The sequence below is a fragment of the Motilimonas eburnea genome (assembly GCF_021295345.1).
In the GTDB taxonomy this organism is placed as follows: domain Bacteria; phylum Pseudomonadota; class Gammaproteobacteria; order Enterobacterales; family CBDFNC01; genus Motilimonas; species Motilimonas eburnea.
The window spans coordinates 22805-46909 of the sequence record NZ_JAIMJB010000006.1 but is presented as its reverse complement, the minus strand read 5'-3'; the positions used below and the strand labels follow the sequence as shown (position 1 = coordinate 46909).

21 protein-coding genes are annotated in these 24105 nt (G+C 46.4%); 16 read left to right on the top strand and 5 right to left on the bottom strand.

Features of this window, described 5'->3' with window-relative positions; all coding sequences use genetic code 11:
- Positions 1 to 208: 208 nt before the first annotated feature.
- The 7 genes from K6Y21_RS07355 (at position 209) to K6Y21_RS07325 (ending at position 7540) form a co-directional block, all read left to right on the top strand.
- The gene (locus tag K6Y21_RS07355; protein ID WP_233071143.1) at positions 209 to 874 is read left to right on the top strand and encodes a hypothetical protein; all 666 of its coding nucleotides are present in this window, start codon (positions 209 to 211) and stop codon (positions 872 to 874) included.
- Between the two features lie 298 nt (positions 875 to 1172).
- Positions 1173 to 2165: an L-threonylcarbamoyladenylate synthase gene (locus K6Y21_RS07350; protein WP_233071142.1), complete on the top strand. Its 993-nt coding sequence runs from the start codon at positions 1173 to 1175 to the stop codon at positions 2163 to 2165.
- Positions 2166 to 2335: 170 nt separating this feature from the next.
- Complete coding sequence (gene prfC, locus K6Y21_RS07345; protein ID WP_233071141.1) at positions 2336 to 3925, top strand: peptide chain release factor 3; 1590 nt, start codon at positions 2336 to 2338, stop codon at positions 3923 to 3925.
- Between the two features lie 107 nt (positions 3926 to 4032).
- Positions 4033 to 4791, top strand: coding sequence for a TatD family hydrolase (locus K6Y21_RS07340; protein ID WP_233071140.1), 759 nt, complete (start codon positions 4033 to 4035; stop codon positions 4789 to 4791).
- A gap of 362 nt (positions 4792 to 5153) precedes the next feature.
- Positions 5154 to 5924 (top strand): deoxyribose-phosphate aldolase, encoded by a 771-nt coding sequence (gene deoC, locus K6Y21_RS07335; protein WP_233071139.1) that lies wholly within the window; start codon positions 5154 to 5156, stop codon positions 5922 to 5924.
- Between the two features lie 31 nt (positions 5925 to 5955).
- Positions 5956 to 6660 (top strand): purine-nucleoside phosphorylase, encoded by a 705-nt coding sequence (deoD, locus tag K6Y21_RS07330; protein WP_233071138.1) that lies wholly within the window; start codon positions 5956 to 5958, stop codon positions 6658 to 6660.
- Between the two features lie 187 nt (positions 6661 to 6847).
- Positions 6848 to 7540: a transglutaminase-like cysteine peptidase gene (locus K6Y21_RS07325; RefSeq protein ID WP_233071137.1), complete on the top strand. Its 693-nt coding sequence runs from the start codon at positions 6848 to 6850 to the stop codon at positions 7538 to 7540.
- A 100-nt stretch (positions 7541 to 7640) separates the two neighbouring features.
- On the opposite strand, the gene K6Y21_RS07320 is transcribed toward K6Y21_RS07325, so the two are convergent.
- Complete coding sequence (locus tag K6Y21_RS07320; RefSeq protein ID WP_233071136.1) at positions 7641 to 8603, bottom strand: TAXI family TRAP transporter solute-binding subunit; 963 nt, start codon at positions 8601 to 8603, stop codon at positions 7641 to 7643.
- Positions 8604 to 8605: 2 nt separating this feature from the next.
- A complete protein-coding gene (locus K6Y21_RS07315) occupies positions 8606 to 9145 on the bottom strand; it encodes a LapD/MoxY N-terminal periplasmic domain-containing protein (RefSeq protein ID WP_233071135.1) in 540 nt (179 codons plus the stop codon).
- A 130-nt stretch (positions 9146 to 9275) separates the two neighbouring features.
- Here K6Y21_RS07315 and K6Y21_RS07310 point away from each other — a divergent pair, with 130 nt between their 5' ends.
- Both K6Y21_RS07310 and K6Y21_RS07305 read left to right on the top strand, forming a co-directional pair.
- Positions 9276 to 10286: a CobW family GTP-binding protein gene (locus K6Y21_RS07310; protein ID WP_233071134.1), complete on the top strand. Its 1011-nt coding sequence runs from the start codon at positions 9276 to 9278 to the stop codon at positions 10284 to 10286.
- A 263-nt stretch (positions 10287 to 10549) separates the two neighbouring features.
- On the top strand, positions 10550 to 12199 hold the full coding sequence (locus K6Y21_RS07305; protein WP_233071133.1) for a trypsin-like serine protease: 1650 nt from the start codon (positions 10550 to 10552) through the stop codon (positions 12197 to 12199).
- Positions 12200 to 12332: 133 nt separating this feature from the next.
- Here K6Y21_RS07305 and K6Y21_RS07300 read toward each other — a convergent pair whose 3' ends face one another.
- Entirely contained in the window at positions 12333 to 12845 is a 513-nt protein-coding gene (locus K6Y21_RS07300; RefSeq protein ID WP_233071132.1) for a MarR family winged helix-turn-helix transcriptional regulator, read from the bottom strand.
- Positions 12846 to 13370: 525 nt separating this feature from the next.
- Between K6Y21_RS07300 and ectB the strand changes: the two genes are divergently transcribed.
- From ectB to proX, 7 genes are all read left to right on the top strand, one after another.
- Positions 13371 to 15179 carry a diaminobutyrate--2-oxoglutarate transaminase gene (gene ectB / locus K6Y21_RS07295; protein ID WP_233071354.1) on the top strand — a complete coding sequence of 603 codons (1809 nt, stop codon included), beginning with the start codon at positions 13371 to 13373 and terminating at the stop codon, positions 15177 to 15179.
- Positions 15180 to 15432: 253 nt separating this feature from the next.
- On the top strand, positions 15433 to 15831 hold the full coding sequence (locus K6Y21_RS07290; RefSeq protein WP_233071131.1) for an ectoine synthase: 399 nt from the start codon (positions 15433 to 15435) through the stop codon (positions 15829 to 15831).
- Between the two features lie 79 nt (positions 15832 to 15910).
- On the top strand, positions 15911 to 17344 hold the full coding sequence (locus tag K6Y21_RS07285; protein ID WP_233071130.1) for an aspartate kinase: 1434 nt from the start codon (positions 15911 to 15913) through the stop codon (positions 17342 to 17344).
- 121 nt (positions 17345 to 17465) lie between these two features.
- Positions 17466 to 18245: a TPR end-of-group domain-containing protein gene (locus K6Y21_RS07280; protein ID WP_233071129.1), complete on the top strand. Its 780-nt coding sequence runs from the start codon at positions 17466 to 17468 to the stop codon at positions 18243 to 18245.
- 180 nt (positions 18246 to 18425) lie between these two features.
- On the top strand, positions 18426 to 19613 hold the full coding sequence (gene proV, locus K6Y21_RS07275) for a glycine betaine/L-proline ABC transporter ATP-binding protein ProV (protein WP_233071128.1): 1188 nt from the start codon (positions 18426 to 18428) through the stop codon (positions 19611 to 19613).
- A 2-nt stretch (positions 19614 to 19615) separates the two neighbouring features.
- Positions 19616 to 20812, top strand: coding sequence for a glycine betaine/L-proline ABC transporter permease ProW (proW, locus tag K6Y21_RS07270; protein WP_238486368.1), 1197 nt, complete (start codon positions 19616 to 19618; stop codon positions 20810 to 20812).
- A gap of 39 nt (positions 20813 to 20851) precedes the next feature.
- Positions 20852 to 21871, top strand: a complete 1020-nt coding sequence (proX, locus tag K6Y21_RS07265; RefSeq protein ID WP_233071127.1) for a glycine betaine/L-proline ABC transporter substrate-binding protein ProX — start codon at positions 20852 to 20854, stop codon at positions 21869 to 21871.
- A 376-nt stretch (positions 21872 to 22247) separates the two neighbouring features.
- Here the strand turns inward: proX and K6Y21_RS07260 are convergent, their stop codons facing one another.
- Both K6Y21_RS07260 and K6Y21_RS07255 read right to left on the bottom strand, forming a co-directional pair.
- A complete protein-coding gene (locus tag K6Y21_RS07260; protein ID WP_233071126.1) occupies positions 22248 to 22985 on the bottom strand; it encodes a DUF2057 family protein in 738 nt (245 codons plus the stop codon).
- Between the two features lie 170 nt (positions 22986 to 23155).
- The gene (locus tag K6Y21_RS07255; RefSeq protein ID WP_233071125.1) at positions 23156 to 24064 is read right to left on the bottom strand and encodes a LysR family transcriptional regulator; all 909 of its coding nucleotides are present in this window, start codon (positions 24062 to 24064) and stop codon (positions 23156 to 23158) included.
- Positions 24065 to 24105: the final 41 nt, after the last annotated feature.

Below are 24105 nucleotides of genomic sequence, written 5' to 3'. Positions count from 1 at the left end.
AGGATTGCTAATTTGATGATGCAGTCATAAAAAACTCACATTCAATCTATCCAAAACGACCATTATTTGCCAAAGTTACCATCAAACGTGTGTCGTTGGGTGAGCGTTAGTCCCTTGCTCACAGTAATATAATGCTGGCGCCTTTCGCCACAGGCTTTTAATATATTGAATTTTTAAATTGATACATAGCGGTTGAGGTAGTGACAGCATGGAACCATCATCTTTAGCCAACCCCAATGAAGTGGCTGAGCAACTCAAAGCCAAGGACGAGCAAATTAAATTGCTTGAGGCCAAAGTGGCTAACCTAACAAAGCGTATTGATGAGCGCACGCTCACCCTATCACAGCATTTAGCGAGTCTGAGGGGCAATAATGCGCAAGTGTCGCCGCTGAATACGCTGTTGTGTCAGATCCGCACCCGCATTTTAAATGATGTGACCCGAAATATCGGCATGCCAGACAGCCTCGCCGCCAAGCGTGAGTACAATTTATTGGTGATCGCGGCAACCGAATTTATTCAAATGCTGGAATTTGGCGTCACCAACATGGCCTGCATCAGCGCGGATTTGCTCGATGATATTGCCGAACAAAAAGATATCGATGCAGAGTTATTAATTGAGTTATCGGAAGGCCTAAGAACCTTGGCTGATGGGTATAGTGAGACCGTTGAAACAGCTTATTACTGGGTACCCGATCGCATTGATACCTTAAAAGCGGATATTGCCTATGATGATGACGAAGATACCGTGCCTTCGCCTGAGTCATTACCTAACTACATTACTATGTTGCGCCACCCTCAATTTGCAGCTGAGCAAAAACAGCTGAATGTCTTACTGAATCACGCCTTTGATATCGAAGATTATTTAGTCGAGTAAATGCCAAATGATGTGGCTGTTTACACTGCGGCCACACCTATACTCAATCCATTTATAGATGTATGTTTCAGAGCGACACCGAGTTTTCAATACTAGGCTCGCTAATGAAAGAATTTGGACGCCTCTAGGTTGATTGAGTTTATTATATCGACCTCGCTCATTCTATGTGCAGTTTGATCACACATCAGGTAAAATCCGCCCCTTGAATCTGCGATGGAGGTTGGTGTCATTGTGCTTAGCGCATTAAATGCCCTCAGCCATCTCTGTTGTCAATTTTGTTATCCGTGAGAAAACCAACATGAGCCAAGGCTATAATACCGTCCTATTAACGGGAGAAGACGCAGTAAATCAAGCTGTTAGTTTGTTGCAGCAAGGAGAATGCGTCGCACTACCTACAGAAACGGTATATGGTCTCGCGGCGGATGCGGCGAACCCTGCTGCGGTAGATAAAATCTTCACCGCTAAAGGCAGACCCAAAAACCATCCCCTTATTGTGCACATTCCAGATGTATCACATTTATCTCGTTGGGCAATGGATATCCCAGAGTCAGCTTATGCCTTAGCGGAACAGTTTTGGCCGGGACCATTAACCTTACTGTTAAAAAAAGCACCTGATGTCGATACTTGTGTCACTGGCGGCTTAGACACCATCGCCTTGCGAGTGCCTGCGCATCCCTTATTTTTATCCGTGTTAACTAAACTGGATAGCGGTTTGGCCGCGCCCTCGGCTAATCGCTACAAGCAGCTTAGTCCTACCATCGCCGAGCAAGTCACGCGTGGTTTAGCTGGGCGTATTGCTGGTGTGTTAGAAGGCGGAGCTTGCGATCACGGCTTAGAGTCCACCATTTTAGATTTAGTCAGTGAGCAACCACGCATATTGCGCGCAGGTCCTATCAGCCAACAGCAATTAACGGATGCCCTAGGTTGTGAAGTGCTATTACCAGCGCAACATGTTGAAGTGGTGCCGGGCAATGTTAAAGCCCATTATCAGCCGACCACGCCCGCTAAACTCCTCAGTACGGAGCAAATCATGGCCCAAGCCGAGCGCTTGAATGCGGCTAATAGTTTCTTTTTAGTCTGGTCAGAGCAAGCGCAGCGCCATTTACAAGAGAGCAACGAGCGCGCGCAATGGCGTGTGATGCCGGCAACGGCCGCGCAATATGGTCAGCAGCTTTATGTCACCTTATATCAAGTAGACCAACAAGGTGCTGCGCAAATTATCGTTGAGCAACCGCCTCAAGGTGACCCGTGGCGTGCCATTAACGATCGACTCTCGCGCGCGACAAGTTAAACCCAAAGCAGTGAGCCTAAGGCGGGCTGCTGCAACGTAAGATTGTTTATACAGGCTAGATAAGCGAAAATAGCCGACAATTTCGATTAACAAAACAGATTTGAAGCCCATAAATGCTTGTTGTTGTCATTTAGCGTTGGCTCAATCTGTTGCAAAAAAAGAACAATTCCATGGCCGACAAGCAATTTCTGAGTGAAATAAACAAGCGAAGAACCTTCGCCATCATCTCGCACCCGGATGCGGGTAAAACCACCATCACCGAAAAAGTCCTGTTACACGGACGCGCAATTCAAACGGCGGGCAGTGTAAAAGGTAAGGGCAGTGCCCAGCACGCTAAATCTGACTGGATGGAAATGGAAAAAGAGCGGGGGATCTCGGTCACCACCTCTGTGATGCAATTTCCGTTTAACGATTGTCTGGTTAACCTGCTCGATACCCCAGGACACGAAGACTTTTCGGAAGATACTTACCGTACGTTAACGGCGGTGGACTCGTGTTTGATGGTCATCGACGCCGCTAAAGGTGTTGAGGATCGTACTCGTAAGTTAATGGAAGTGACCCGTTTACGCGACACACCTATCGTGACCTTTATGAACAAGTTGGACCGCGATACCCGTGATCCAATGGAGCTACTTGACGAAGTTGAAAACGAGCTGAAAATGGCGTGTGCTCCTGTCACTTGGCCGATTGGTTGTGGTAAAGAGTTTAAAGGGGTGTATCACATTCATCGCGATGAAGTGATCTTGTATCAAACTGGTCAAGGTCACACCATTCAAGAGCGCCGTGTTATTAAGGGCATCGATAATGATGAAGTGACCGCGGCCATCGGTGATGTGCTGGCTGAGTCGGTACGCGAAGAGATCGAACTGGTATTAGGTGCGGCTCATGAATTCGACCAAGAATTATTCCTAGCGGGTGAGCTAACGCCTGTCTATTTCGGTACCGCTTTAGGCAACTTTGGTGTTGATCATATGCTAGAAGGTCTGACCGACTGGGCTCCCGCACCCATGCCACGTGCGACGCAAGAGCGTGACGTCGAGGCGACAGAAGAGAAGTTCAGTGGTTTCGTATTTAAGATCCAAGCCAACATGGATCCTAAACACCGTGACCGTATTGCTTTTATGCGTGTGGTATCAGGCAAATACGAAAAGAGCATGAAGATGCGCCATGTACGCATTGGTAAAGACATCACCATTTCTGATGCGGTTACCTTTATGGCCGGCGATCGCAGTGCCGCTGAAGAAGCCTACGCCGGTGACATTATCGGTTTACACAACCACGGTACTATCCAAATCGGTGACACCTTTACCCAAGGTGAAGATCTTAAATTCAGCGGCATTCCTAACTTTGCGCCTGAAATGTTCCGCCGTATTCGCCTAAAAGATCCACTCAAGCAAAAACAATTGCTCAAGGGCCTAGTTCAGTTATCGGAAGAAGGTGCGGTGCAAGTGTTTAGGCCACTGCGTAACAACGACTTGATCGTGGGTGCGGTCGGTGTGCTGCAGTTTGAAGTGGTGACTGCCCGTTTAAAAGCAGAATACAAGGTAGAGGCCATTTACGAAAGCATCAGTGTGGCAACGGCGCGCTGGGTTGAAAGCGATAATCAAACCAAGATGAATGAGTTTGAGAAAAAAGCCTATGACAACCTTGCTCTGGATGGCGGCGATAATTTAACTTATATCGCGCCAACCATGGTGAACCTAAATCTTGCCATGGAGCGCTACCCTGATATCAACTTCAGAAAAACGCGCGAGCATTAATGGCTTACCATTAATTACGTATTTTAGTTTAGGTACAGCGGCGCCCATGGCGCCGTTGTTGTTTGGTCTGTACTATTGTTACCAAGTACCCAATCGCGAGCTAGCTTATGTCAGCTTTTATGGACAGCCATTGTCACCTCGATTTTGCCCAATTTGATACTTGCCGAGAGCAGGAAATAGCCAAGGCACTTGCATTAGGTGTGCAAAAAATCATGGTGCCAGGCGTCAAGGCGGCGACTTGGCCAGCTCTAATAACCTTATGCAAACAGCAGCCTCAGCTGGATTATGCTCTAGGTTTACATCCGTATTTTTTGGCTGACTTTCAACAAGCCCATTTAGGGCAACTGGATAGGCGATTAACCGAGGAACGTCCCGCCGCCTTGGGTGAAATCGGCCTTGATGCCTGCGTTGATATTCCTATGGCATTACAGCTTTTTGTGTTTCGCGCGCAAATCGCATTAGCGCGAAAACATCAACTGCCCTTGATCTTGCATCAGCGCAAAACCGCTTCTAATTTATTGGCCGAGCTAAAGTCATTTCCTTATGGCGGTGTGCTACATGCTTTTTCCGGCAGCTATGAAATGGCGATGGCCTTTATTGATAAAGGGTTTAAATTAGGTATAGGCGGCGTCATTACCTATGAGCGCGCCGCTAAAACCCGTGCCACGCTAGCACGCGTGCCCCTTGAAGCCTTAGTGCTAGAAACCGATGCGCCAGACATGCCATTGGCCAATCAGACTGGTGGTGTGAATACCCCGCAAAATATCCCGCTTATATTTGATGCGCTATGCCAGTTGCGCCCTGAGCCTGCCGAGCAGATCAAACAGGTGATTTGGCAAACCAGTCAAAGCCTATTTCAGCGCTAAATTTGAGCTATATTCAAACCTGAACACTTTTGATTAAGAGTTCATCAATCCCATAAATATCGCCCTTGTATCGGTTCACAACTGGCGTTATTGTAAGCGTCTTGTGTTTTTTATTGGCTCATGTCGAGTTATTTCAACTTCGAAATCACCGGTATTGAGTTAATTATGTTGTCACAAGTGAGATGTATTAGCCAAATTGGGCTTACAAATCAATCATGATCGGTTAAATGGATTTAACAACGTATTCAACAACATGCTTTAAAACTAGCATAGTTACGTCAACAGTTGATGATAACTGTCTTCAAGGAACCAAGTCCGTCAGCGTTGCACCTTAGGTGCATTTTTTTGAATGGAGAAGAGACATGACAGATCTTAAATCAGTCGCGCGCACCGCGCTGGGACTAATGGATCTTACTACCCTAAACGATAATGACACCGATGCCGATGTGATCAAGGTGTGTCATCAAGCGAAAAGCCCAGCGGGCAATACAGCAGCGATTTGTATTTACCCTCGTTTTATTCCCATTGCGCGTAAAACCCTAAAGCAAATTGGGGCGAGCGACATCAAAATTGCCACCGTGACTAACTTTCCCCACGGTAATGATGATATTGAAATTGCACTCGCCGAAACCAAAGCCGCCGTGGCTTATGGCGCCGATGAAGTGGATGTGGTGTTCCCATACCGTGCATTCTTAGCAGGTAATAAAGACATCGGCTTTGAGCTAGTGAAAGCGTGTAAGCAAGCGTGCGGCGAGGGCGTGTTACTGAAAGTGATTTTAGAAACGGGTGAAATCAAGTCGCCTGAGTTAATTAAGCAAGCCAGTGAAATTGCCATCGCGGCAGGTGCGGACTTTATTAAAACCAGCACCGGCAAGGTTGCCGAAAATGCCACCTTAGCCTCGGCTAAAGTGATGCTTGAAGTGATCCGTGATACCAATATCAATATCGGCTTTAAACCTGCGGGCGGCGTGAAAACCGCAGCACAAGCCGAGCAATACTTAAGCCTAGTCACAGATATTCTGGGTCAAGACTGGATCAGTCCAGCCCACTTTAGATTTGGCGCGTCTAGCCTACTGGCAGATTTGCTGACCACCTTAGAAGTGCAGCACGATCTTAGCAGCAGCGGTTATTAATTTTTGCTTAACGAATTCGAGGATATTTAAATTGGCTACTCCACATATCAATGCAAAAGCAGGCGACTTTGCCGAAACGGTATTATTTCCAGGCGATCCACTGCGCGCCAAATACATTGCCGAAACCTTTCTAGAAAACCCAGTTCAAGTGACCGATGTGCGCAACATGTTAGGTTTTACTGGGACTTACAAAGGTAAACGCGTTTCTGTGATGGGCTCAGGCATGGGCATACCTTCTTGTTCAATTTATGCAAAAGAGCTGATCACCGAATACGGGGTGAAAAACCTGATTCGTGTTGGCAGTTGTGGTGCGGTGAGTGAAAAAATCAAGGTGCGCGATGTGATCGTGGCCATGGGCGCTTGTACCGACTCTAAAGTTAACCGCATGCGCTTTAAAGATCATGACTTTGCCGCGATTGCTGATTTTGGCCTATTACGCAAGGTGGTTAACGCCGCTGAGCAAGCCAATATTCCAGTCCAAGTCGGTAACGTATTTTCTGCTGATTTGTTCTATACCCCAGATCCTGAGATGTTTGATTACATGGAAAAAATGGGTGTTTTAGGGGTCGAAATGGAAGCCGCCGGCTTATATGGCGTGGCAGCGGAATACGGCGCCAATGCCCTGTGTGTGGTAACGGTATCGGATCATATCCGCACCGGTGAGCAAACCACGTCAGATGAGCGTCAAACCACCTTTAACGATATGATAGTGATGACCTTAGACTCACTGATCTAAGCTTATTATCTGATTAATTTGAAAGCGCCAAATGGCGCTTTTTTCATGCCATTGGTCAAACATTTGATTCAAAGTTGACGCTTTCTACGCTATGATTTTTGTGCTGAGCTGATTGCAGTTAAGGCTGTGCTGCTGGGGTAAAGCAAGGATGAATGCTCATTAATCGTACCGTTAAGCTAGGATGGCCATGTTAAAACCTCTCACTAATTTACTATTCACAGCGACCCTTTGTGTCAGCTTAATACTCCCTTGCCTTGTGCAAGCCTCGGATTTAGAAGCGTTTTTAAGCCAGCAGTCGATTAGACAACGAATGGCGGATACCTATGGTGACAAAGCCATTAAACGCATAGATGCGTTAGTGAACACCTTGCGTGATGCTAAATCTATGTCCGATAAACAAAAGCTAACCGAGATTAATAATTTCTTTAATATGCTGGTTTATGCCCAAGATAAAAAGTTGTGGGGGCAAAATGATTACTGGGCATCGCCGCTAGAATTTGTCGGAGCCAAAGGCGGTGACTGTGAAGATTATTCTATTGCTAAATATTACAGCTTAATGGAGTTAGGTGTTGGCGAAGACCAACTGCGCTTGGTGTATGTTAAGGCCGTTAAATATGATCAATTCCATATGGTGCTGGCTTATTACCCTAGCCGTAGAGCCAACCCATTAATTTTAGATAACTTAGAGTACGATATTAAACCCGCTTCAAGGCGTAAAGATCTGATCCCTGTCTATAGCTTTAATGCCAAGCACCTTTGGGTAATGGGCAAGGCCAAAAAAGGGGAGCCAGTGGGTAACGCAGATAAACTCTCTGAATGGAAAAGTGTTAAATCGCGCTTTTCTAGCCAAAAATTAAAATCGCCTCGTACCGTTTTATAATCCCCTCTCAAAGGTTTGCTATCCCTTGGTTTTATGAGCGGTTTGATAACTGGTTTGATGAGTGGTTAGATGAAATAAGGAGGCTAAGCCTCCTTATTTTTTAGTCTGCTTTAGCCGCTTGGGCTGTTGCTTTGAGCTGCTCGACTTGAGGGTGCAGCGGGATCACCACCGCATCACCTGTCATGGTTTCAATTGATCTAAATACATTGGCATAAGCCGTGATGTTTTTGCCAAATGACTTTTCTTGACCAAAGATGGCCTTGGCCACGGCTTTGACATAAGCAGGGTCGACATCTTTTCGAGTGACTAAGTTAGCCGAAAAAGAGATGGTTGGGGTTTTCTCTTTATTGCCTCGATACAACCGGCCAGGAATATGCCCAGGCATAAGATAAGGAGGCAAGTTACCTTCACTATCCGCTAAGGCCTGACTATTCACACTCACAAACTGGATATCACAACGTTTACTGGTGCGATTAACCAAGCGATTAGGGTGGCCGATAATCGCGGCATACGCGTCTATTTCACCTAAGCAAAGGTTTTCAAAGGCTTCCCAATTGTTATCTTCGGTGACTTGTGGCTGCTGATCCCATTTTGGGACGGCTAATAAACGTTTTAATGAGGTGTTTGTGCCGGAGCCTTGGCCGCCGATATTGAGTATCTTACCGTTTAAGTCCATTGCACGCTGGATCTCTGCGTCTGGCGTCGTCACAATCGTCAGTGGCTCGGCATGGGTTGCCAATACGGCTTGTAATTGGCTTGGGTACTGCTGAGCAGCAAAATACAAGGTATCAGATTGGACGATAGCAAAGTCAACTTCGCCGGCGAGTAGTAGCGTTAAGTTTTCTTCCGAACCTTCGGTGGGGATAGCGCCGCAGCGATAACCGTGCTCTGCCTTGCTGGCACTGGTGAGGCGACATATTTCAGAAGCCACCTGAAAATAGATCCCTTGTGTCGAGCCTGATGCGATGGTCACCAGTTTAGGTTTGATCTGCTCTGCGTATACATGGCTAGTTAAAAGCGCACAAGCTGCAAAGTATAAAGAGGTAAATAACGATTTACGCATGATTAACGTTTCCTTGTTGCTAGCCAGATAAGAGTGATCACTTGGCATAGCCAAGCGCCGAGCGCTATTGTCCCTTGGGTCGCAAGGCGATCGCTGAGTACGTTCCACATCGCTTGATAAAAGTGGTGCGGGTGACTGGCCACATATAAATCGCCTAAGATGTTCCAGCCATCGGTCATTTCCATATCTCGGCTGAGATCGCCAATGGGATAAAGTTGTGCCAACCAATGAGGATAATTGGCGGTCGGCTCACCAAACATGCGGTTAAAGGCAATTAAACCGTCCAGATCTTTGAGCGTCACACTTTGCAACATACTGCCATCAAACATGGCATTAATGATGGTTTCAGCCATCACTTCGTCGCCACCGAGCAAGGTATTTTGTAAAATCAGTCCCAATGCCGTCAGCGATGACTCCATGGTCTGATTAAATTGCAGTGTAAGCTCTTGTGCTAAGCTGGCACCTTGGAAGTAGAAGCTACCGCTTAATAAAGCCACATCTATGATGGCCAAAGCGATAGCAGCGGGTATTATTCGCAGCATAAACTGTCCCTGTCGTTGAACGATTGAAATGGCTAGGCGCTATTATTAAACACCTTGATTTGAAGTCAAATAAATATACCGATTTTCTCTTTAGTAAAATCAACCCATTGAAATCCAAGAGCGTAAAATCATGATTAAAAATGTAAAAACCCATTTGATCTGTGGCTTTTTAGGGGCAGGGAAAACCAGTGCGATAGCGCACTTGCTATCTCAGTGTCCTGCCACTGAGCGTTGGGCGGTATTGGTCAACGAATTTGGTGAAATAGGCTTGGATAAGGCGTTGCTGGAAACGCAGCAAAGTAATACCACAAGTATTCACATTCAGCAGGTTCCCGGTGGTTGCATGTGTTGTACGGCGGGTGTACCTATGGTGGTTGCGCTCAATCAATTACTCACTAAAATGAAACCCGACCGCCTATTTATTGAGCCAACTGGGTTGGGGCACCCAAAACAAGTCCTTGCTGCTTTACAACAGCCTGAGTACAAAGGAGTCCTTGATGTACAGGGGGTAACCACTTTAGTTGATGCCAGAGTATTAAGTCAGCCGCGCTATCGTGAACATGACATCTTTCGACAGCAAATTGAGATTGCCGATCTTATCTTAGCCAGCAAAGCGGACTTATACCTAAACCAAGAAGTGGCTGATTTAGAAGTATTAGTATCTGAACTCAAGTTAGTAAACTCACCCGCCATTCGCCCTCTTCATCACGCTCAGCTTCCCCTTGCTTGGCTGCCTTTGGCTAATTTGAAACAAGTCAAAGGGATAACTCAGATCCGCAGTTTTGAACCACAGGTTGGCGGGATGGCTCACTTAATAAAAGAAGGCCCGTTGTCATTATCTGCGCCCGCCGCAACAGATGATTTTTTTAGCCTAGGTTGGCAGTTTGCAGAGACGGTGTGTTTTGAACGCAGCTGTTTAGAGAAGGGGTTGGCCCAATTCAATGCCTTGAGAGTGAAAGGTGTACTCAATACCGAAATTGGCGCCATTAAAGTGAATCAAATAGATAACGAAATCCATATCGAGGTGATTGATAAACAGGCATGCAGTCAAATAGAGTTTATTTTTCCCCGCCAAGCCGGAGACAAGCAAACCATTGCAACGGATGTTTACAGTATGCTAACCAAGTGTTGCAGTAACTAGCCTTATTATGTAGGTGAATATTTAGCTGCTATTTTTAATTGTATCAGCATTAATGCCTAATCGGATTAACGCATTTGATATATGTGATGCCTAAGGGATTAAACGCTAGTTTGAAGTTTTTTACAATTTTGTGACGCTTGTTACATTTGGTAAAGGCAAACTCATGCTTTTTGAACTTGTTGTTCTTGGTGTTGAAAACTATCATTTTTGCTTCATTTAGTGGTTGTTAATTATTGGCAATCCAAATAACAAGGAAGATAGCAATGAGTTCAACAAGGATGTTTAAGCAAGCTGCTTTAGCAGCGATGATCTCGTCAGTATTATTGCCTAGCCAAGCAATGGCATTGGAAGATGATCAGATCGTTACTCCGCGAATTGTCGGTGGGGGCAATGCCAATCAAGCTGACTGGGAGTTTTATACTCAGCTTGTTAGCCGCAGTGGTAATCGTTCTTACTGTGGTGCAAGTTACTTAGGTAACGGCTACGTATTGACCGCGGCACACTGTGTGGTAGGTGACTCCCCTAGCCAAGTGGCTGTGAAGGTGGGTGGTTACCGCTACGGCGCAGCTGATGGACAACGCGCCAATGTAGAACAAATTTTTATTCACCCGCAATACAATACGAGAACCCTAGCCAATGATATCGCGCTGCTAAAACTAGACCGTCAATTACCAGGTGCGGTCACGGTGCAAATCGCTGAGGGAACCCTAAGCCAATATGTTCGTGAGGGTGACCTACTGACAGTGGCCGGTCTAGGACGTACTCAAGAAGGTGGTTTATCACCAACTGTATTACAAGAAGTGGATGTACCACTGGTGTCTGATGCAGTATGTCGTCAAGCGGGTGGTAGTTACCAAAATATCGGTGATGTCGCTTTCTGTGCGGGTTACTCACAAGGCGGAAAAGATTCTTGTCAAGGCGACAGCGGTGGCCCGATTGTGATCAACCAAGGTGGCCAAGTGGTACAACTGGGTATCGTAAGCTGGGGTATTGGCTGTGCTCGCCCTGGCAAATATGGTGTTTACAGTGATATCGCAGCGTTGCGCTCTTGGGTGGATGGCATTATTGATAATGGCCCTGCCGATCTTGTTAGCGTGGGATATACCAAGGCACAAACACTCAGCTCATTCATTATTGGTGAAACTAAACAGCACACCTTTAAGCTTACTAATGCGGGTAATGTTGAATTTACCCTAGACTCAGTGAACACCCAAGCGACGGGCGTTGCGTCTGATTTAGTGGTTACCTTTGACTACTGTAGTGCAAAAACCTTACAGCCAAATGCCACTTGTTCGGTTGGGGTTCAATTTGGTGCGGCGAATCCAGGTACAGCAGGCGTTGCGTTAAACTTTGGTATCGACAAAAACACCACGGCTTACACGGCATCGGTCACTGCGACGGCAAAACAGCAAGTTGAGCCGACGCCTCCGCCTACTGGCAATTGCTCAAATGAGTGGAATGCGAATTCGGTTTATCAAGGCAAAGAGCAAGTTATTTGGGCGGGTCAATTATGGCAAGCACAATGGTGGACACAAGGTGATAACCCTTCTGAGTCAGGACCTTGGGGTGTATGGAAAGCAATCGGCGCAGCTTCATGTGGCACCGAGCCTACGCCACAACCAACCCCACAACCTACGCCAGAGCCAACGGTAGCACCAACGCCTGTTCCTACGGCAGAGCCAACGGTTGAACCAACAGTAGCGCCTACGGTAGCGCCAACAGTAGCACCTACTGAGCCACCAACCGGTGTTGAGCCTTATGTTGCAGGTAACAGCTATGGTCCGGGTGATGTTGTTAGCAATCTAGGCAGTGTCTACCAGTGTAAAGGTTGGCCATTTGGCCTATGGTGTAGTGGCTCAGCTTACGCACCAGGGGAAGGCACAGCTTGGAAAGATGCTTGGATCAAACAATAAATAACTTAGCGATGCACTGAAACATGCATCTGCCAGTAGGTTAGGCCTTCATTTGTTTGAAAACCCAAAAAGCCGAAGTGGTGACTTCGGCTTTTTTTATTCTTACGCACAGGTGACCCCGACTGATTAGTCCCTAGTTATTGTTAAAGGCATCGGGCTTTTCTAGGTCTGTACTGTGGCGATCTAATACACCTACGTCTAACACGGGTGAAGCATCAATATGTTGGGCATTCATCATTTGAGCAACACGTTGTAATGATGAAATGATCATGGTTTGCTCCCAATCATTTAAATCATGGAACTGTTTCGCAAAGTGATCCTGTAATGGTAACGGGGCTTCTTTTAATACTTCCACTGCCTGCTCGGTGAGTAAGGCATGCACTTTTCGCTTATCCGTGGTTGAGCGCTCTCGTACCACTAGGCCGCGCTTTTCTAACCTATCTATAATGGTTGTTACCGTGGCTTGACTTAAACTCATATCATTAGCAATTTCACCTATGGTCACCTGACCCTTATCGCGGATGGTTTGCAGCAGTAAAATTTGTGGCGAAGTAAGGCCTGTCGTTTTAGCTAGGTGCTTTGAATGTAAGTCAGTGGCGCGTATCACCCTGCGCAGGGCCACAAGTACTTCTTCTATGTTATTCATATCGACTCCAGTCAAACTTTAGTAATCAAGCTGTCGTGCTCAAGGTGCGGCAATTATATCGATAATTACTTTCAAGTCTAAATAAATTGTTGCGGCTTTGTTACATCAATAAATTGATCTAGTAGTAAAAATTTAATCATTAACTAACGGGCTGGGTAGTAGGTAAAACATTGCACTTGCGAGGCGTAACTTAAGTGGTTGATTTTTATTTGCTTTATGTTGTTATTTTCTGCCGTGTTACGCAATCATCTTAGAGGCAAAATGCTGTCTTAATATTGAGTTTCACGACTCATGCTTTCTGTGCGAGGGTAGAGATAAAAAAATACTTAGTGTACTATATTTAGTGTTGTAAGTGATTTTTATGGATTTCTAAGATCGCTTTTCCCGGTTTTACTAGGGTTTTGTCTATTTTACTGGGATTTGCATAAGGCTGTGGTGACAGCTTTTTGGAAATATCTTTTACATCTATAAAGATTATTTAGTCGAATCTATTTTAGTTCTAAATAAGGAGTTATTTTGTCTTCCATGCAAAAGATAGTGTTAAGCCAACCGGAATTAACAGATGGTATGGCTGTTTCTCGACTTGTTGCATCTTGCCCCCCTTTAGATACCAACTCTGGTTACTGTAATTTTCTACAATGTGGCCATTTCCTAAGTACTTCCGTCGCAGCTAAGCTTGATGACGAGTTAGTTGGCTTTATTTCTGGTTATTTAGTGCCTGAGCGTCCTGATACTTTGTTTATTTGGCAAGTGGCCGTTTCGACTTCTGTTCGTGGTCAAGGCCTTGCATCGGATATGCTGCAGCACATTTTGGATCGCACTGATTGCAAAGGGGTGCACTATATTGAAACCACTATTACGCAAGACAATTTAGCTTCTTGGTCATTATTTGAAAGTTTTGCTAGCAAGTTAAGTGCTGAAATGAATTCAAAAGTGTGGCTAAAAGAGCAGGAGCACTTTGAAGGCGAACACGCTTCAGAGTCTTTAGTGCGCATCGGCCCATTTAACAATCAGCCTGTTAACCACGCCGTACAGGTGATGGAAATATTCAAGGAAATGGAATCGGAAGTGCAAAGCTATGCCCGTTCATTCCCTCGCGTGTTTAATCGTGCCAAAGGCGAATTTATGTGGGATGAGTTCGGTAATCGATACCTCGACTTTCTTGCTGGAGCCGGTACCTTAAACTACGGTCACAATAATGACCTATTTAAGCAAGCTTTACTCGACTACATTTCAGAAGATGGCATTACTCATGGTTTAGATATGCACACCAAAGCCAAGGGTGAATTTCTACAAACCTTTAACGATAAGATCTTAAAGCCTCGTGGCATGGAATACGTAATGCAGTTCACCGGTCCGACGGGGACCAATGCGGTGGAAGCGGCCATGAAGATCGCGCGTAATGTGACTGGCCAACAAAATATTGTTACGTTTACCAATGGCTTCCATGGCGTGAGTTTAGGCGCATTGGCTGCAACGGGTAACTCGCATCACCGTAATGCGGCTGGCGTAAGCTTAAGCGGTGTGCATAGAATGCCATTTGATGGTTACCTTGGCGACAATATTGACACCACAGAATACCTCGACAAGGTACTCAGTGATTCAAGTAGTGGTATTAACTCGCCCGCTGCGGTATTGGTTGAAACCGTACAAGGCGAGGGTGGCATTAACGCCGCGAGCATTGAATGGTTACGTAACCTACAAACCGTTTGTCGTAAACACAAAATCCTGATGATCGTTGACGACATTCAAGCCGGTTGTGGTCGTACTGGTGACTTCTTTAGTTTTGAAGAAGCAGGCATTGAGCCTGATATTATTACCCTTTCAAAATCCCTTGGTGGTTACGGCTTGCCGATGGCGGTAGTGTTAATGAAGCCTGAGCTAGACCAATGGAAGCCGGGTGAGCATAACGGTACCTTTAGAGGTAACAACTTAGCCTTTGTGGCAGCCAAAGCCGCCATCGACCATTACTGGAGCGACAACAAATTTGCCAATGATGTTAAGCGAAAAGGCCGCTACATCACCGAGCGATTAACCGACATAGTTAAGCAATATGGCACGGGTAACTTTACTATTAAGGGCCGTGGCTTATTCCAAGGTATTAACTGTGTCAGTGGTGAACTCGCTGGCAAGATCACCAAGGCCGCTTTTGCCAAAGGCGTTATCATCGAAACCAGTGGTGCAGACGATCACATTGTTAAGTTCTTCTGTCCACTGACTATCAGCGACGATAACTTACGTAAAGGCATCGATATTGTTGAATCAGCCATCGCTGAAGTTTGCGCAAAGGTCGACGATATTCCAGCCACGGTGGCTTACTTTAAAGCTTCATAACAACTTATGATGCCCAGCCAAACCATACAAGTTGGGTCTGGCGAACGGCGCTTGTTACCAAGTTGCCGTTCTCACTCGGGCTCATACCTGCTTACCTGTCTACGAGGTCAAGGCGCCCTGCGCGTCATGTCTCGAAGTCAGATCATGGCGATATCAAATGGTGCGCAAATCAACATTGCAGCAGCAGACATTGCTACCGTATCAGCGCATACGCCAATGACCCTTTTAATCACAGAATCAGAAGAAAAACATCATGATAGTAAGAGATCTAACCACAGCTAATCAGTCAAATCGTCGAATTGTATCGCCAGACGGCAATTGGGAAAGCACGCGCTTATTACTTAAGCAAGATCAAATGGGCTTTTCATTCCATATCACCACTATTTACAAAGGGGCTGATTTCCAAATGCACTACCAAAACCATTTGGAATCGGTGTACTGCATTTCAGGTAAAGGTGAAATCGAAAGTTTAGAAGATGGCAGCAAGCACAGCATTGCGCCGGGGACTATCTATATTCTTGACAAGCACGACAAACACATATTGCGTTGCAGTGAAGAAATGCAGCTAGCCTGTGTATTTAATCCTCCGTTAAACGGTAAAGAAGTGCATAACGCCCAAGGCGCTTATGAGCTAGAGGCCGACGTTATCTAGCCAGTCACGTGATGTGACCTTAATTAAAACCCCAAGGTCACCGCGTCACGATCATGTTTTAAGGATGATAAGGAGTAGCATGCATACCGTAGAAAAAATTGGTGGCACATCGATGAGTGATTATGAATCGGTGCGCGATAACATTATTTTAAACCCCGGCGCTAGCCAGTTTTATCAGCGCGTTTTTGTGGTATCGGCCTATGGCGGTATTACCGACCAATTACTTGAATACAAAAAAACCGGGCAAGCCGGAGTTTATGCTCTTTTCGCTAACAGCATGGTGGACACCGGCTGGCAGCAGAAATTAGCTGAATTAAAGCAGCAATTACTGGATATTAACACCGCCTTGTTCGTTGAAGGGGAACTGCTTGAGCAGGCTAATCAATTTATACTGACTAAGCTTGATGATGCTGAGCAATGCTTACTGGACCTGAAAAGCCTGTGTCAGCATGGCCACTTTGAATTGGCCTCGCACTTAAGCACAGTGCGTGAAATGTTGGCCAGTATTGGTGAAGCGCACAGCGCGTGGAATACGGCAACCTTATTACAACGTGATGGGGTGAATGCCAAGTTTGTCGATTTAACGGGTTGGAAAAGTGAACAGCATATATCGCTAGACCAAAGAGTCCAGCAAGCATTTGCTAAGCTAGATTTAAGCAGTGAATTACCCATAGTAACAGGCTATGCCCATAGCGAGCAGGGGCTAATGTCAACCTTTGACCGCGGTTACAGTGAAATGACCTTCAGCCGTATCGCGGTGCTAACGGGGGCTAAAGAAGCCATTATCCATAAAGAGTTTCACTTAAGCAGCGCCGACCCGCGCCTTGTGGGTGAGCAAAATGCGGTGCCTATTGGTCGTACAAATTATGATGTCGCCGATCAACTTGCTAACTTAGGGATGGAAGCGATCCATCCGAAAGCCGCCAAAGGACTGCGCCAGCAAAATATCCCCCTTAGGGTTAAAAATACCTTCGAGCCGGATCATGCCGGGACCTTGATCACGGGGGATTACGTCAGTGAATCGCCCTGTGTTGAGATCATCGCAGGTTGTAAGGGCATTTATGCCCTTGAACTGTTTGATCAAGATATGGCGGGTAACCTCTATCAGTACGAGCGCGAAGTATTAGAGGTGATTGCCAGATTTAAAGGGCATATCGTTTCTAAAGATATGAATGCGAACACCTTAACCCATTATTTATCCGCCAACCTAAAAACCGTGAAGCGAATTCGTGCGGCCATGGAAGCCCGTTTTCCAGAGGCTGAAATCAATCAGCAGCGGGTGGCCATTGTTTCAGCGATTGGCAGTGACTTGAAAATTCCGGGTATTCTCGCGCGCACGGTACAAGCTATTGCGACACGCAACATTAGCGTGTTAGCCATGCATCAATCCATGCGTGAGGTGGATATGCAGTTTGTGGTGAATGAAGCCGACTATGATGTGGCGGTGAAGAGTCTGCATGCCGCTTTAGTTGAAGTGCATAATCATGGACAAGCCATATGCTTGGCCAGTTAATGCGCAAGGTTAACCTAGGCCTCGTTATTGCCTTGATGTTAATGGGGGGCGGCTTGCTCCCCCCATTAATAGCCAAGCAGCAACACCCAGCCAAGATCAAAGCGAACAAGTTGAACAAACAGTGGAAGCCCTTGAAGCCCCTCTGTACAACCCTTTCGTAGAGCGTTATGTGCTTGATGAGTTAAAACAGTTGCGTATTGAACAAGCTCAAGCTAAGCAGGAGTTGATCCAACAGATAGTTGATCGCGAACATAAATCGGTCGACCGCGCTGTGGCTTATGCCACCGACACCGTCACTTATTTCTTTTACCTTATCGCAGCAGCGACGTCCGTTTTGGTGATAGTTGGTTGGTCATCCATTCGAGAGATCAAAGACAGGGTACATACCTTGGCCGATGAAGAGATAAGTAAGCTGATTAATGAATATGAAAAGCGCCTTGCCGCCATTGAAGCGCAATTGCAGCAAAAAACGCTGCATATTGAAGAAAACCGCGAAGAAATTGAGCGAACCCAAGAGGTGCAATCACTTTGGTTACGGGCACAACAGGAAAGCTCATCGGCCAATAAAATTCTTATTTATGATGAGTTATTAAAAATCAGGCCAACCGACTGCGAAGCCTTAACCTATAAAGCCGATGCCGTTTTAGAGTTGGATGAGCCACAGTGGGCAGCCAATCTGTGTCATCAAGCTCTTAAAATAGATAAAGAAAACAGCCATGCTTTTTATCAACTGGCTTGTGCTTACACCGCCATGGAGCAGTTTGATAAAGCGATGAAGTATTTATCAGAAGCGGTGCAACGTCGTGACAGTTATCGCGAAGAGTTGAAGCATGACCCGGCGTTAACGGCTTTATTGGAGCAGCCTGAGTTTTATGGCAGCTTAAATCAATCAAGAAGTTAAGATTAATTGTTAGTCATCTAAATATATTTAGCTGATTATTAAAACACAGCTATGCTTAAATCGTTAGATTTGTGCTAATGGTATTAGCTTTATTGCATTTTCTTGGTCAAGGTTGTTAACGGCGGGGTCAAAAAAATAGTTATAGCTCTAATATATTTGAGTGTTTGGTAGGGAAGGGTAATGTCAACAATATTAGAAGTTAAAAATTTGTTCAAAGTGTTTGGCGACAAACCTGATCTCGCGTTTCCCCTCATTGAGGAAGGCCTAGACAAAGAGCAAATCTTTGCTAAAACAGGCATGACAGTGGGCGTTCATGACGTGTCTTTGTCCATCGAAAAGGGCGAAATTTTTGTCATTATGGGGCTTTCAGGCTCGGGTAAGTCAACCTTAGTGCGTTTACTTAATCGTCTCATCGAGCCAACCCGCGGCCACGTCCTGCTCAATGGTAAAGACATCGCACAAATCCCCAAAGAAGAACTCATTGACGTTAGACGAAATAACATTTCCATGGTGTTTCAGAATTTTGCTTTGATGCCTCATATGACAGTGGTCGAAAACACCGCATTTGGTTTAGAGCTGGCGGGAATAGCATTAGCCACCAGGCAGCAGCAGGCGATGGCTGCGCTTGAGCGGGTTGGCCTAGACAGCTATTGCGACTCTTATCCCGACGAATTATCCGGTGGCATGAAACAACGGGTTGGACTAGCTAGAGCCTTGGCGTGCGACCCCGACATCTTGCTGATGGATGAAGCGTTTTCCGCATTGGATCCATTAATCCGAACCGAAATGCAAGACGAGTTAATTCGCCTGCAAAATGACGATCGCCGTACCATCGTATTTATTTCTCATGACTTAGACGAAGCCATGCGTATTGGCGACCGCATTGCCATTATGCAAAATGGTGAGGTAATACAAGTCGGCACACCCGATGATATCTTGCATAACCCTGCTAATGAGTATGTGAGCTCTTTTTTCCGTGGTGTGAATGTTGCCACCGTATTCACGGCTAAAGATATCGCATTGAAGAAACCGGCCGCGGTATTTAAAAAATCGGAGCATGAAGGGCCAGCATCGGCGATGCAGTATTTAATCGACCACGACAGAGATTATGGTGTGGTCGTGGACAAGGGCAATCAATACTTAGGTATCGTGTCCCTCGACTCCTTAAAGCAAGCCTATCAACAGCGCAGCTCACTGACCAGTGCGATCATCAATGACACCTTAAGTTTGCCGCCGGAGATGCCTGTGGGTGAGCTCATTGGTCAAGTGGCCAGTGTGCCTTACGCCGTACCCGTTGTGGATGAGCACAACAATTACCTAGGAGTGATTACCAAGTCGCGCTTGTTGAAAACCTTAGATAGGGAATAATGATGTCTCAAGCAATTACGCAAAGCCAAAGTGAAAATCAACAGGCTAATTCCGTGGTCACCGCGCCCTCGCAGGCGCCCGATACTCAACAAGAGAGTACGCCTGATAATAGTGCACTCGATAACAGTGACCCTTGGTCAAGCACGACAGTGACTCAAGATAGCTCTGCATCTGATCCTTGGGGGAGTGCGGGAGCCTCAGCAACCAATACCGCTGATGATCCTTGGGGCGGGTCGACGCCAACCACTAACAATGATTGGCTTAATGCTTCGCCAGAATCCGTGGTCGAATTTTCTTGGCTCGATCCTTTTGCACACGCACTGATTCCTTTTGATCTATGGGTAGAAACGGGGTTGAACTGGCTCGTTGAGCATGGTCGTCCGTTGTTTCAAGCTATCCGTATCCCCATCGATTTTATGTTAACCACCTTTGAAGCCTTATTGGTGGCGACGCCAGCGCCAGTCATGTTACTGCTGCTATTCTTACTCGCTTGGCAATTTGCCGGTTTGAAGTTGGGCGTGAGTGCACTGGTTTCTCTTATTTTGATTGGCTTGATAGGGGTTTGGTCCGAAGCCATGACGACCCTATCTCTGGTGATGACATCGGTGTTTTTCTGTTTAGTGATAGGCTTACCTCTTGGTATTTGGCTTGCGCGAAGTGCGACAGCGGCGCGATTGGTCAGACCCATATTAGATGCGATGCAAACTACTCCCGCTTTTGTCTATTTGGTGCCCATTGTGATGTTGTTTGGTATCGGTAATGTACCTGGGGTCGTTGTCACTATCATATTTGCTCTCCCTCCAGTGGTGCGTTTGACCATCTTAGGTATTCACCAAGTCCCCGAAGAGTTGATCGAAGCGGGGCATTCTTTTGGTGCGGACTCAAAGCAGATGCTGTATCGCATTCAATTGCCACTCGCCATGCCTACCATTATGGCGGGCGTCAACCAAACCCTCATGTTGTCATTATCTATGGTGGTGATCGCCTCCATGATTGCCGTGGGTGGCTTAGGGCAGATGGTGCTTCGAGGTATTGGTCGATTAGACATGGGGCTCGCTGCTGTGGGGGGATTAGGCATAGTGATTCTGGCGATCTTACTGGATCGGATCACTCAGGCTGTTGGTGCTAAATCGCGTGATAACAAGGCCCGCTGGTATCACAGCGGCCCTGTGTCGTTGTTGGTTAAACGCCGCTCGTAACTTCAAGCTACATATTTCGTAACGAAACAGGAGTATTTCATGAAACACAATAAACCTAGCGCTTGGCAGATAAAACTCGTGTGCAGCACCTTAGCGGGGGCAGCGTTAAGCACCTCGGCTTGGGCTGCATCATTGCCTGGTGAAGGCATTTCGGTACAGCCTGTTCAGTCGACGGTGGCCGAAGAGACATTTCAGACCCTCATTGTTAATAAAGCGATGGAAGCATTAGGGTATGACGTTAAACCGACCAAAGAAGTCGATTACAACGTGGGCTACACTTCCATTGCTAACGGCGATGCAACCTATCTCACCGTGGGGTGGTTTCCACTGCATGCTGACAAGTACACCATGGCTGGCGGTGATAAAGTATTTTTCCGCAAAGGGGAATACATTAGTGGTGCGGCTCAAGGTTACCTGATTGACAAGAAAACGGCTGAGCAGTACAAGATCACCAATATCGGTCAATTAAGTGATCCTAAATTGGCTAAGTTGTTCGACGCCAATGGCGATGGCAAGGCCGATTTAACGGGGTGTAACCCTGGCTGGGGCTGTGAGCTCGTGATTGAAGCGCAACTTGATGCCTACAAATTACGTGACATGGTTAGCCACAATCAGGGCAATTATGCTGCCATCATCGCAGATACCATTTCTCGCTATAAAAAAGGTGACCCCATCTTATACTACACTTGGACACCTTATTGGGTGAGTGGTGTACTCGTGCCCGGTAAAGATGTGGTGTGGCTAGAAGTGCCTTTTTCTGCGCTGCCGGGAGAGCGTAAGGGCGTGGATACCACCTTGGCCAACGGTAAAAACTATGGCTTTGAAATGAACTCAATGAAAATAGTGGCTAACAAAGCCTTCACCGAAGCTAACCCTGCGGCCGCTAAGCTATTTGAAGTCATTAAGCTAGATATTAATGCGGTAAGCGCACAGAACATGATGATGAGTAAAGGTAAGAACAGTGCTGGCGACATTGAAGCCCATGCCAATGGTTGGATAAAAGCCAATCAAGCCCTATTTGATAGCTGGATAGAGCAGGCGAAAAAAGCCGCGATGTAACTAGGGCCTGTTTATCTTTTGAGCTTGTTTTTGCAGCGATTTGTTGGGTATTTATACCAGGCAGCGACTTTGTGGCATAGTCACTTACGCGAAAAGGCGCTAACGCAGTAGAAATGACCAACAAACGCTGTCCTACGGATTCGGCTAAAAGCGTTTTGTTCGTCGTTGAGCAGTATTTACTTAGATTGCTAAGCTACACACTGCTCGCCTTGCCCAAAACGCTTTTATCTCGAACAAAAATTAACCACCAAAGATAAACAGGCCCTAGGGCCTAAGCAACAGGCATGTTAACCATTGAACAGCCTGCGAGTATCCATTAGGCAAGCTTTTTGATAGTCAAGCTAAATGCCCCAACGGATGAGCTGGGGCATTTTTTTTATAGCTGATTAATGTATTGCTTAAAGCGCTCTTGAGTGGCTTTGTCTGCTTTGTTGTACCAAAAGTGCAACATTTCTTCGGCTGTGTTGTCTGCTTCAGGTGTGGCTTGTTTGGTGGGAGCAGCCTGTTTTGTTGCGCTGTCTTTAGCACCAGAATCTGCCGCAACGCTTGCCGCAGTTGCTGCAACGGCCGCGGTTGACGCAGCTTTAGTGGTAGAGGTCGCGGCGATGGCTGGCGTTGATGACGCGCTTAGGGCAGCTTTGCCACCAGCTAGGTTATATGTCTTTGCTTCGTCAGCGTAGTCTCGGCCAATCTGAAAACCATCCTTATCCAAAACATCTTGGTTAACCGCCAATGTGCTACCCGTCTGATCCATTAGCCGCCACGCTAAGTTATCAATACTGTTTTTGGCTTCAAGAGCGCTACGGTATTTAGGTAACTCAAAGCGTAAACGTGCATCACTGCCCGAAAATGTGGCAATAATGGTTTTACTTTGTAGTTGGATATCGTCCCCCCCTTGGCTATAAACGGGGACATAGCGGAATACAATTTGGTTTTCACCGTCTGGCAAGATCAGTTTCTTGTTACTGGCAAACAGACCACCAGACAGCTCGGCTTTTTCTTCGTTGGCCGCTAATAATTCTACATCACTGGGTACGGTTAGTTGTACTTCAGCCAACACAGTGGCGCTTAAAGATAGCGACACGGCACAAGTTAATAACTTGAAAGCATTCATAAATGACATCCTAAGGAGAGATTTTTTCAGCATAAGAGGTTGCCCCGTAATGGCGGCAAATGCAAGTAGCCTACATGATAAAAATGATATCTTGATTATATTTGTTGATGTCTTTAATAGTAGTGGCCACTTAATCAGGAGGCATGTCACCGTGTTTGGCCTTTAAGCCCTCAACCTGACGGCGGCAAAAAGACCTGATGTTGAAAACGCTGCACCATTAAATCAATAAAGGCGCGAACCTTAGAAGAAGAATGATGGGATTCTTGATGGATAATATGGATTGGTAACGGCGGGGTCTGATAGTCGTTTAACAGTAAACAAAGTTGGTTAGCGGCAATGGCATCCGCGACTTGATATGACACCGCGCGGGTAATGCCTAAGCCCGAAATGGCGGCCTCAATGGCGGCTTGATTGGTGGTAACGGTTAAGCGCGGGTGGATCCGCTGGGCGAGTTTGTTGCCCTTATCCATAAATTGCCAGTCACGTGAAAAGTCATTGGAGTTAGAGGCGATCAGGGTATGGTGCTTAAGTTGATTAGGATGGCTGGGTTGACCATGGCGCTTAAGGTAATCAGGCGAGGCGACCGTGACTAAGCTGACTTCACCCACTTTTCGTGCCCGCATGCCGGAGTCTTTAAGCTCGCCAATACGGATACCCAGATCAAACCCTTCTTCTAACAAATTGACCGTGCGATCAACAAATGCGGCATTAACCTTAGTGTCGGGATAACACCGTAAATACTCCAACACCACAGGTAACACATGGCGCTGTCCAAATAACACCGGTGCGGTAATGGCCAAGTTACCCTTAGGCTGAGTATTAATGCCCATCACCGCTTGGTTAGCGCGCTCAATATCTTCAAGAATGCGACGCGCATCCTCAACATAGCTCAGACCCGCTTCGGTCGCGCGCACAAAGCGCGTAGTACGTTTTAGCAAGCTCACCCCTAGGTTGGTTTCGAGGCTAGTAATGGCACGCGAAACCGCAGGAGGCGACATATTTAAGGCTTTGGCCGCCATGGCAAAGCTTTCGTGCTCGGCGACGGCAACCAGTACCTTCATTAAATGTAATTGATCCAAGTAATGCTCCTATTGTTTCACTATGCGAAATACTGACTTGT

Coding starts and splice junctions, on each gene's coding strand:
- K6Y21_RS07355 (WP_233071143.1), top strand. CDS start 209: ATGGAACCATCATCTTTAGCCAACCCCAATGAAGTGGCTGAGCAACTC.
- K6Y21_RS07350 (WP_233071142.1), top strand. CDS start 1,173: ATGAGCCAAGGCTATAATACCGTCCTATTAACGGGAGAAGACGCAGTA.
- prfC (WP_233071141.1), top strand. CDS start 2,336: ATGGCCGACAAGCAATTTCTGAGTGAAATAAACAAGCGAAGAACCTTC.
- K6Y21_RS07340 (WP_233071140.1), top strand. CDS start 4,033: ATGTCAGCTTTTATGGACAGCCATTGTCACCTCGATTTTGCCCAATTT.
- deoC (WP_233071139.1), top strand. CDS start 5,154: ATGACAGATCTTAAATCAGTCGCGCGCACCGCGCTGGGACTAATGGAT.
- K6Y21_RS07325 (WP_233071137.1), top strand. CDS start 6,848: ATGTTAAAACCTCTCACTAATTTACTATTCACAGCGACCCTTTGTGTC.
- K6Y21_RS07320 (WP_233071136.1), bottom strand. CDS start 8,603: ATGCGTAAATCGTTATTTACCTCTTTATACTTTGCAGCTTGTGCGCTT.
- K6Y21_RS07315 (WP_233071135.1), bottom strand. CDS start 9,145: ATGCTGCGAATAATACCCGCTGCTATCGCTTTGGCCATCATAGATGTG.
- K6Y21_RS07310 (WP_233071134.1), top strand. CDS start 9,276: ATGATTAAAAATGTAAAAACCCATTTGATCTGTGGCTTTTTAGGGGCA.
- K6Y21_RS07305 (WP_233071133.1), top strand. CDS start 10,550: ATGAGTTCAACAAGGATGTTTAAGCAAGCTGCTTTAGCAGCGATGATC.
- K6Y21_RS07300 (WP_233071132.1), bottom strand. CDS start 12,845: ATGAATAACATAGAAGAAGTACTTGTGGCCCTGCGCAGGGTGATACGC.
- ectB (WP_233071354.1), top strand. CDS start 13,371: ATGCAAAAGATAGTGTTAAGCCAACCGGAATTAACAGATGGTATGGCT.
- K6Y21_RS07290 (WP_233071131.1), top strand. CDS start 15,433: ATGATAGTAAGAGATCTAACCACAGCTAATCAGTCAAATCGTCGAATT.
- K6Y21_RS07285 (WP_233071130.1), top strand. CDS start 15,911: ATGCATACCGTAGAAAAAATTGGTGGCACATCGATGAGTGATTATGAA.
- proV (WP_233071128.1), top strand. CDS start 18,426: ATGTCAACAATATTAGAAGTTAAAAATTTGTTCAAAGTGTTTGGCGAC.
- proW (WP_238486368.1), top strand. CDS start 19,616: ATGTCTCAAGCAATTACGCAAAGCCAAAGTGAAAATCAACAGGCTAAT.
- proX (WP_233071127.1), top strand. CDS start 20,852: ATGAAACACAATAAACCTAGCGCTTGGCAGATAAAACTCGTGTGCAGC.
- K6Y21_RS07260 (WP_233071126.1), bottom strand. CDS start 22,985: ATGAATGCTTTCAAGTTATTAACTTGTGCCGTGTCGCTATCTTTAAGC.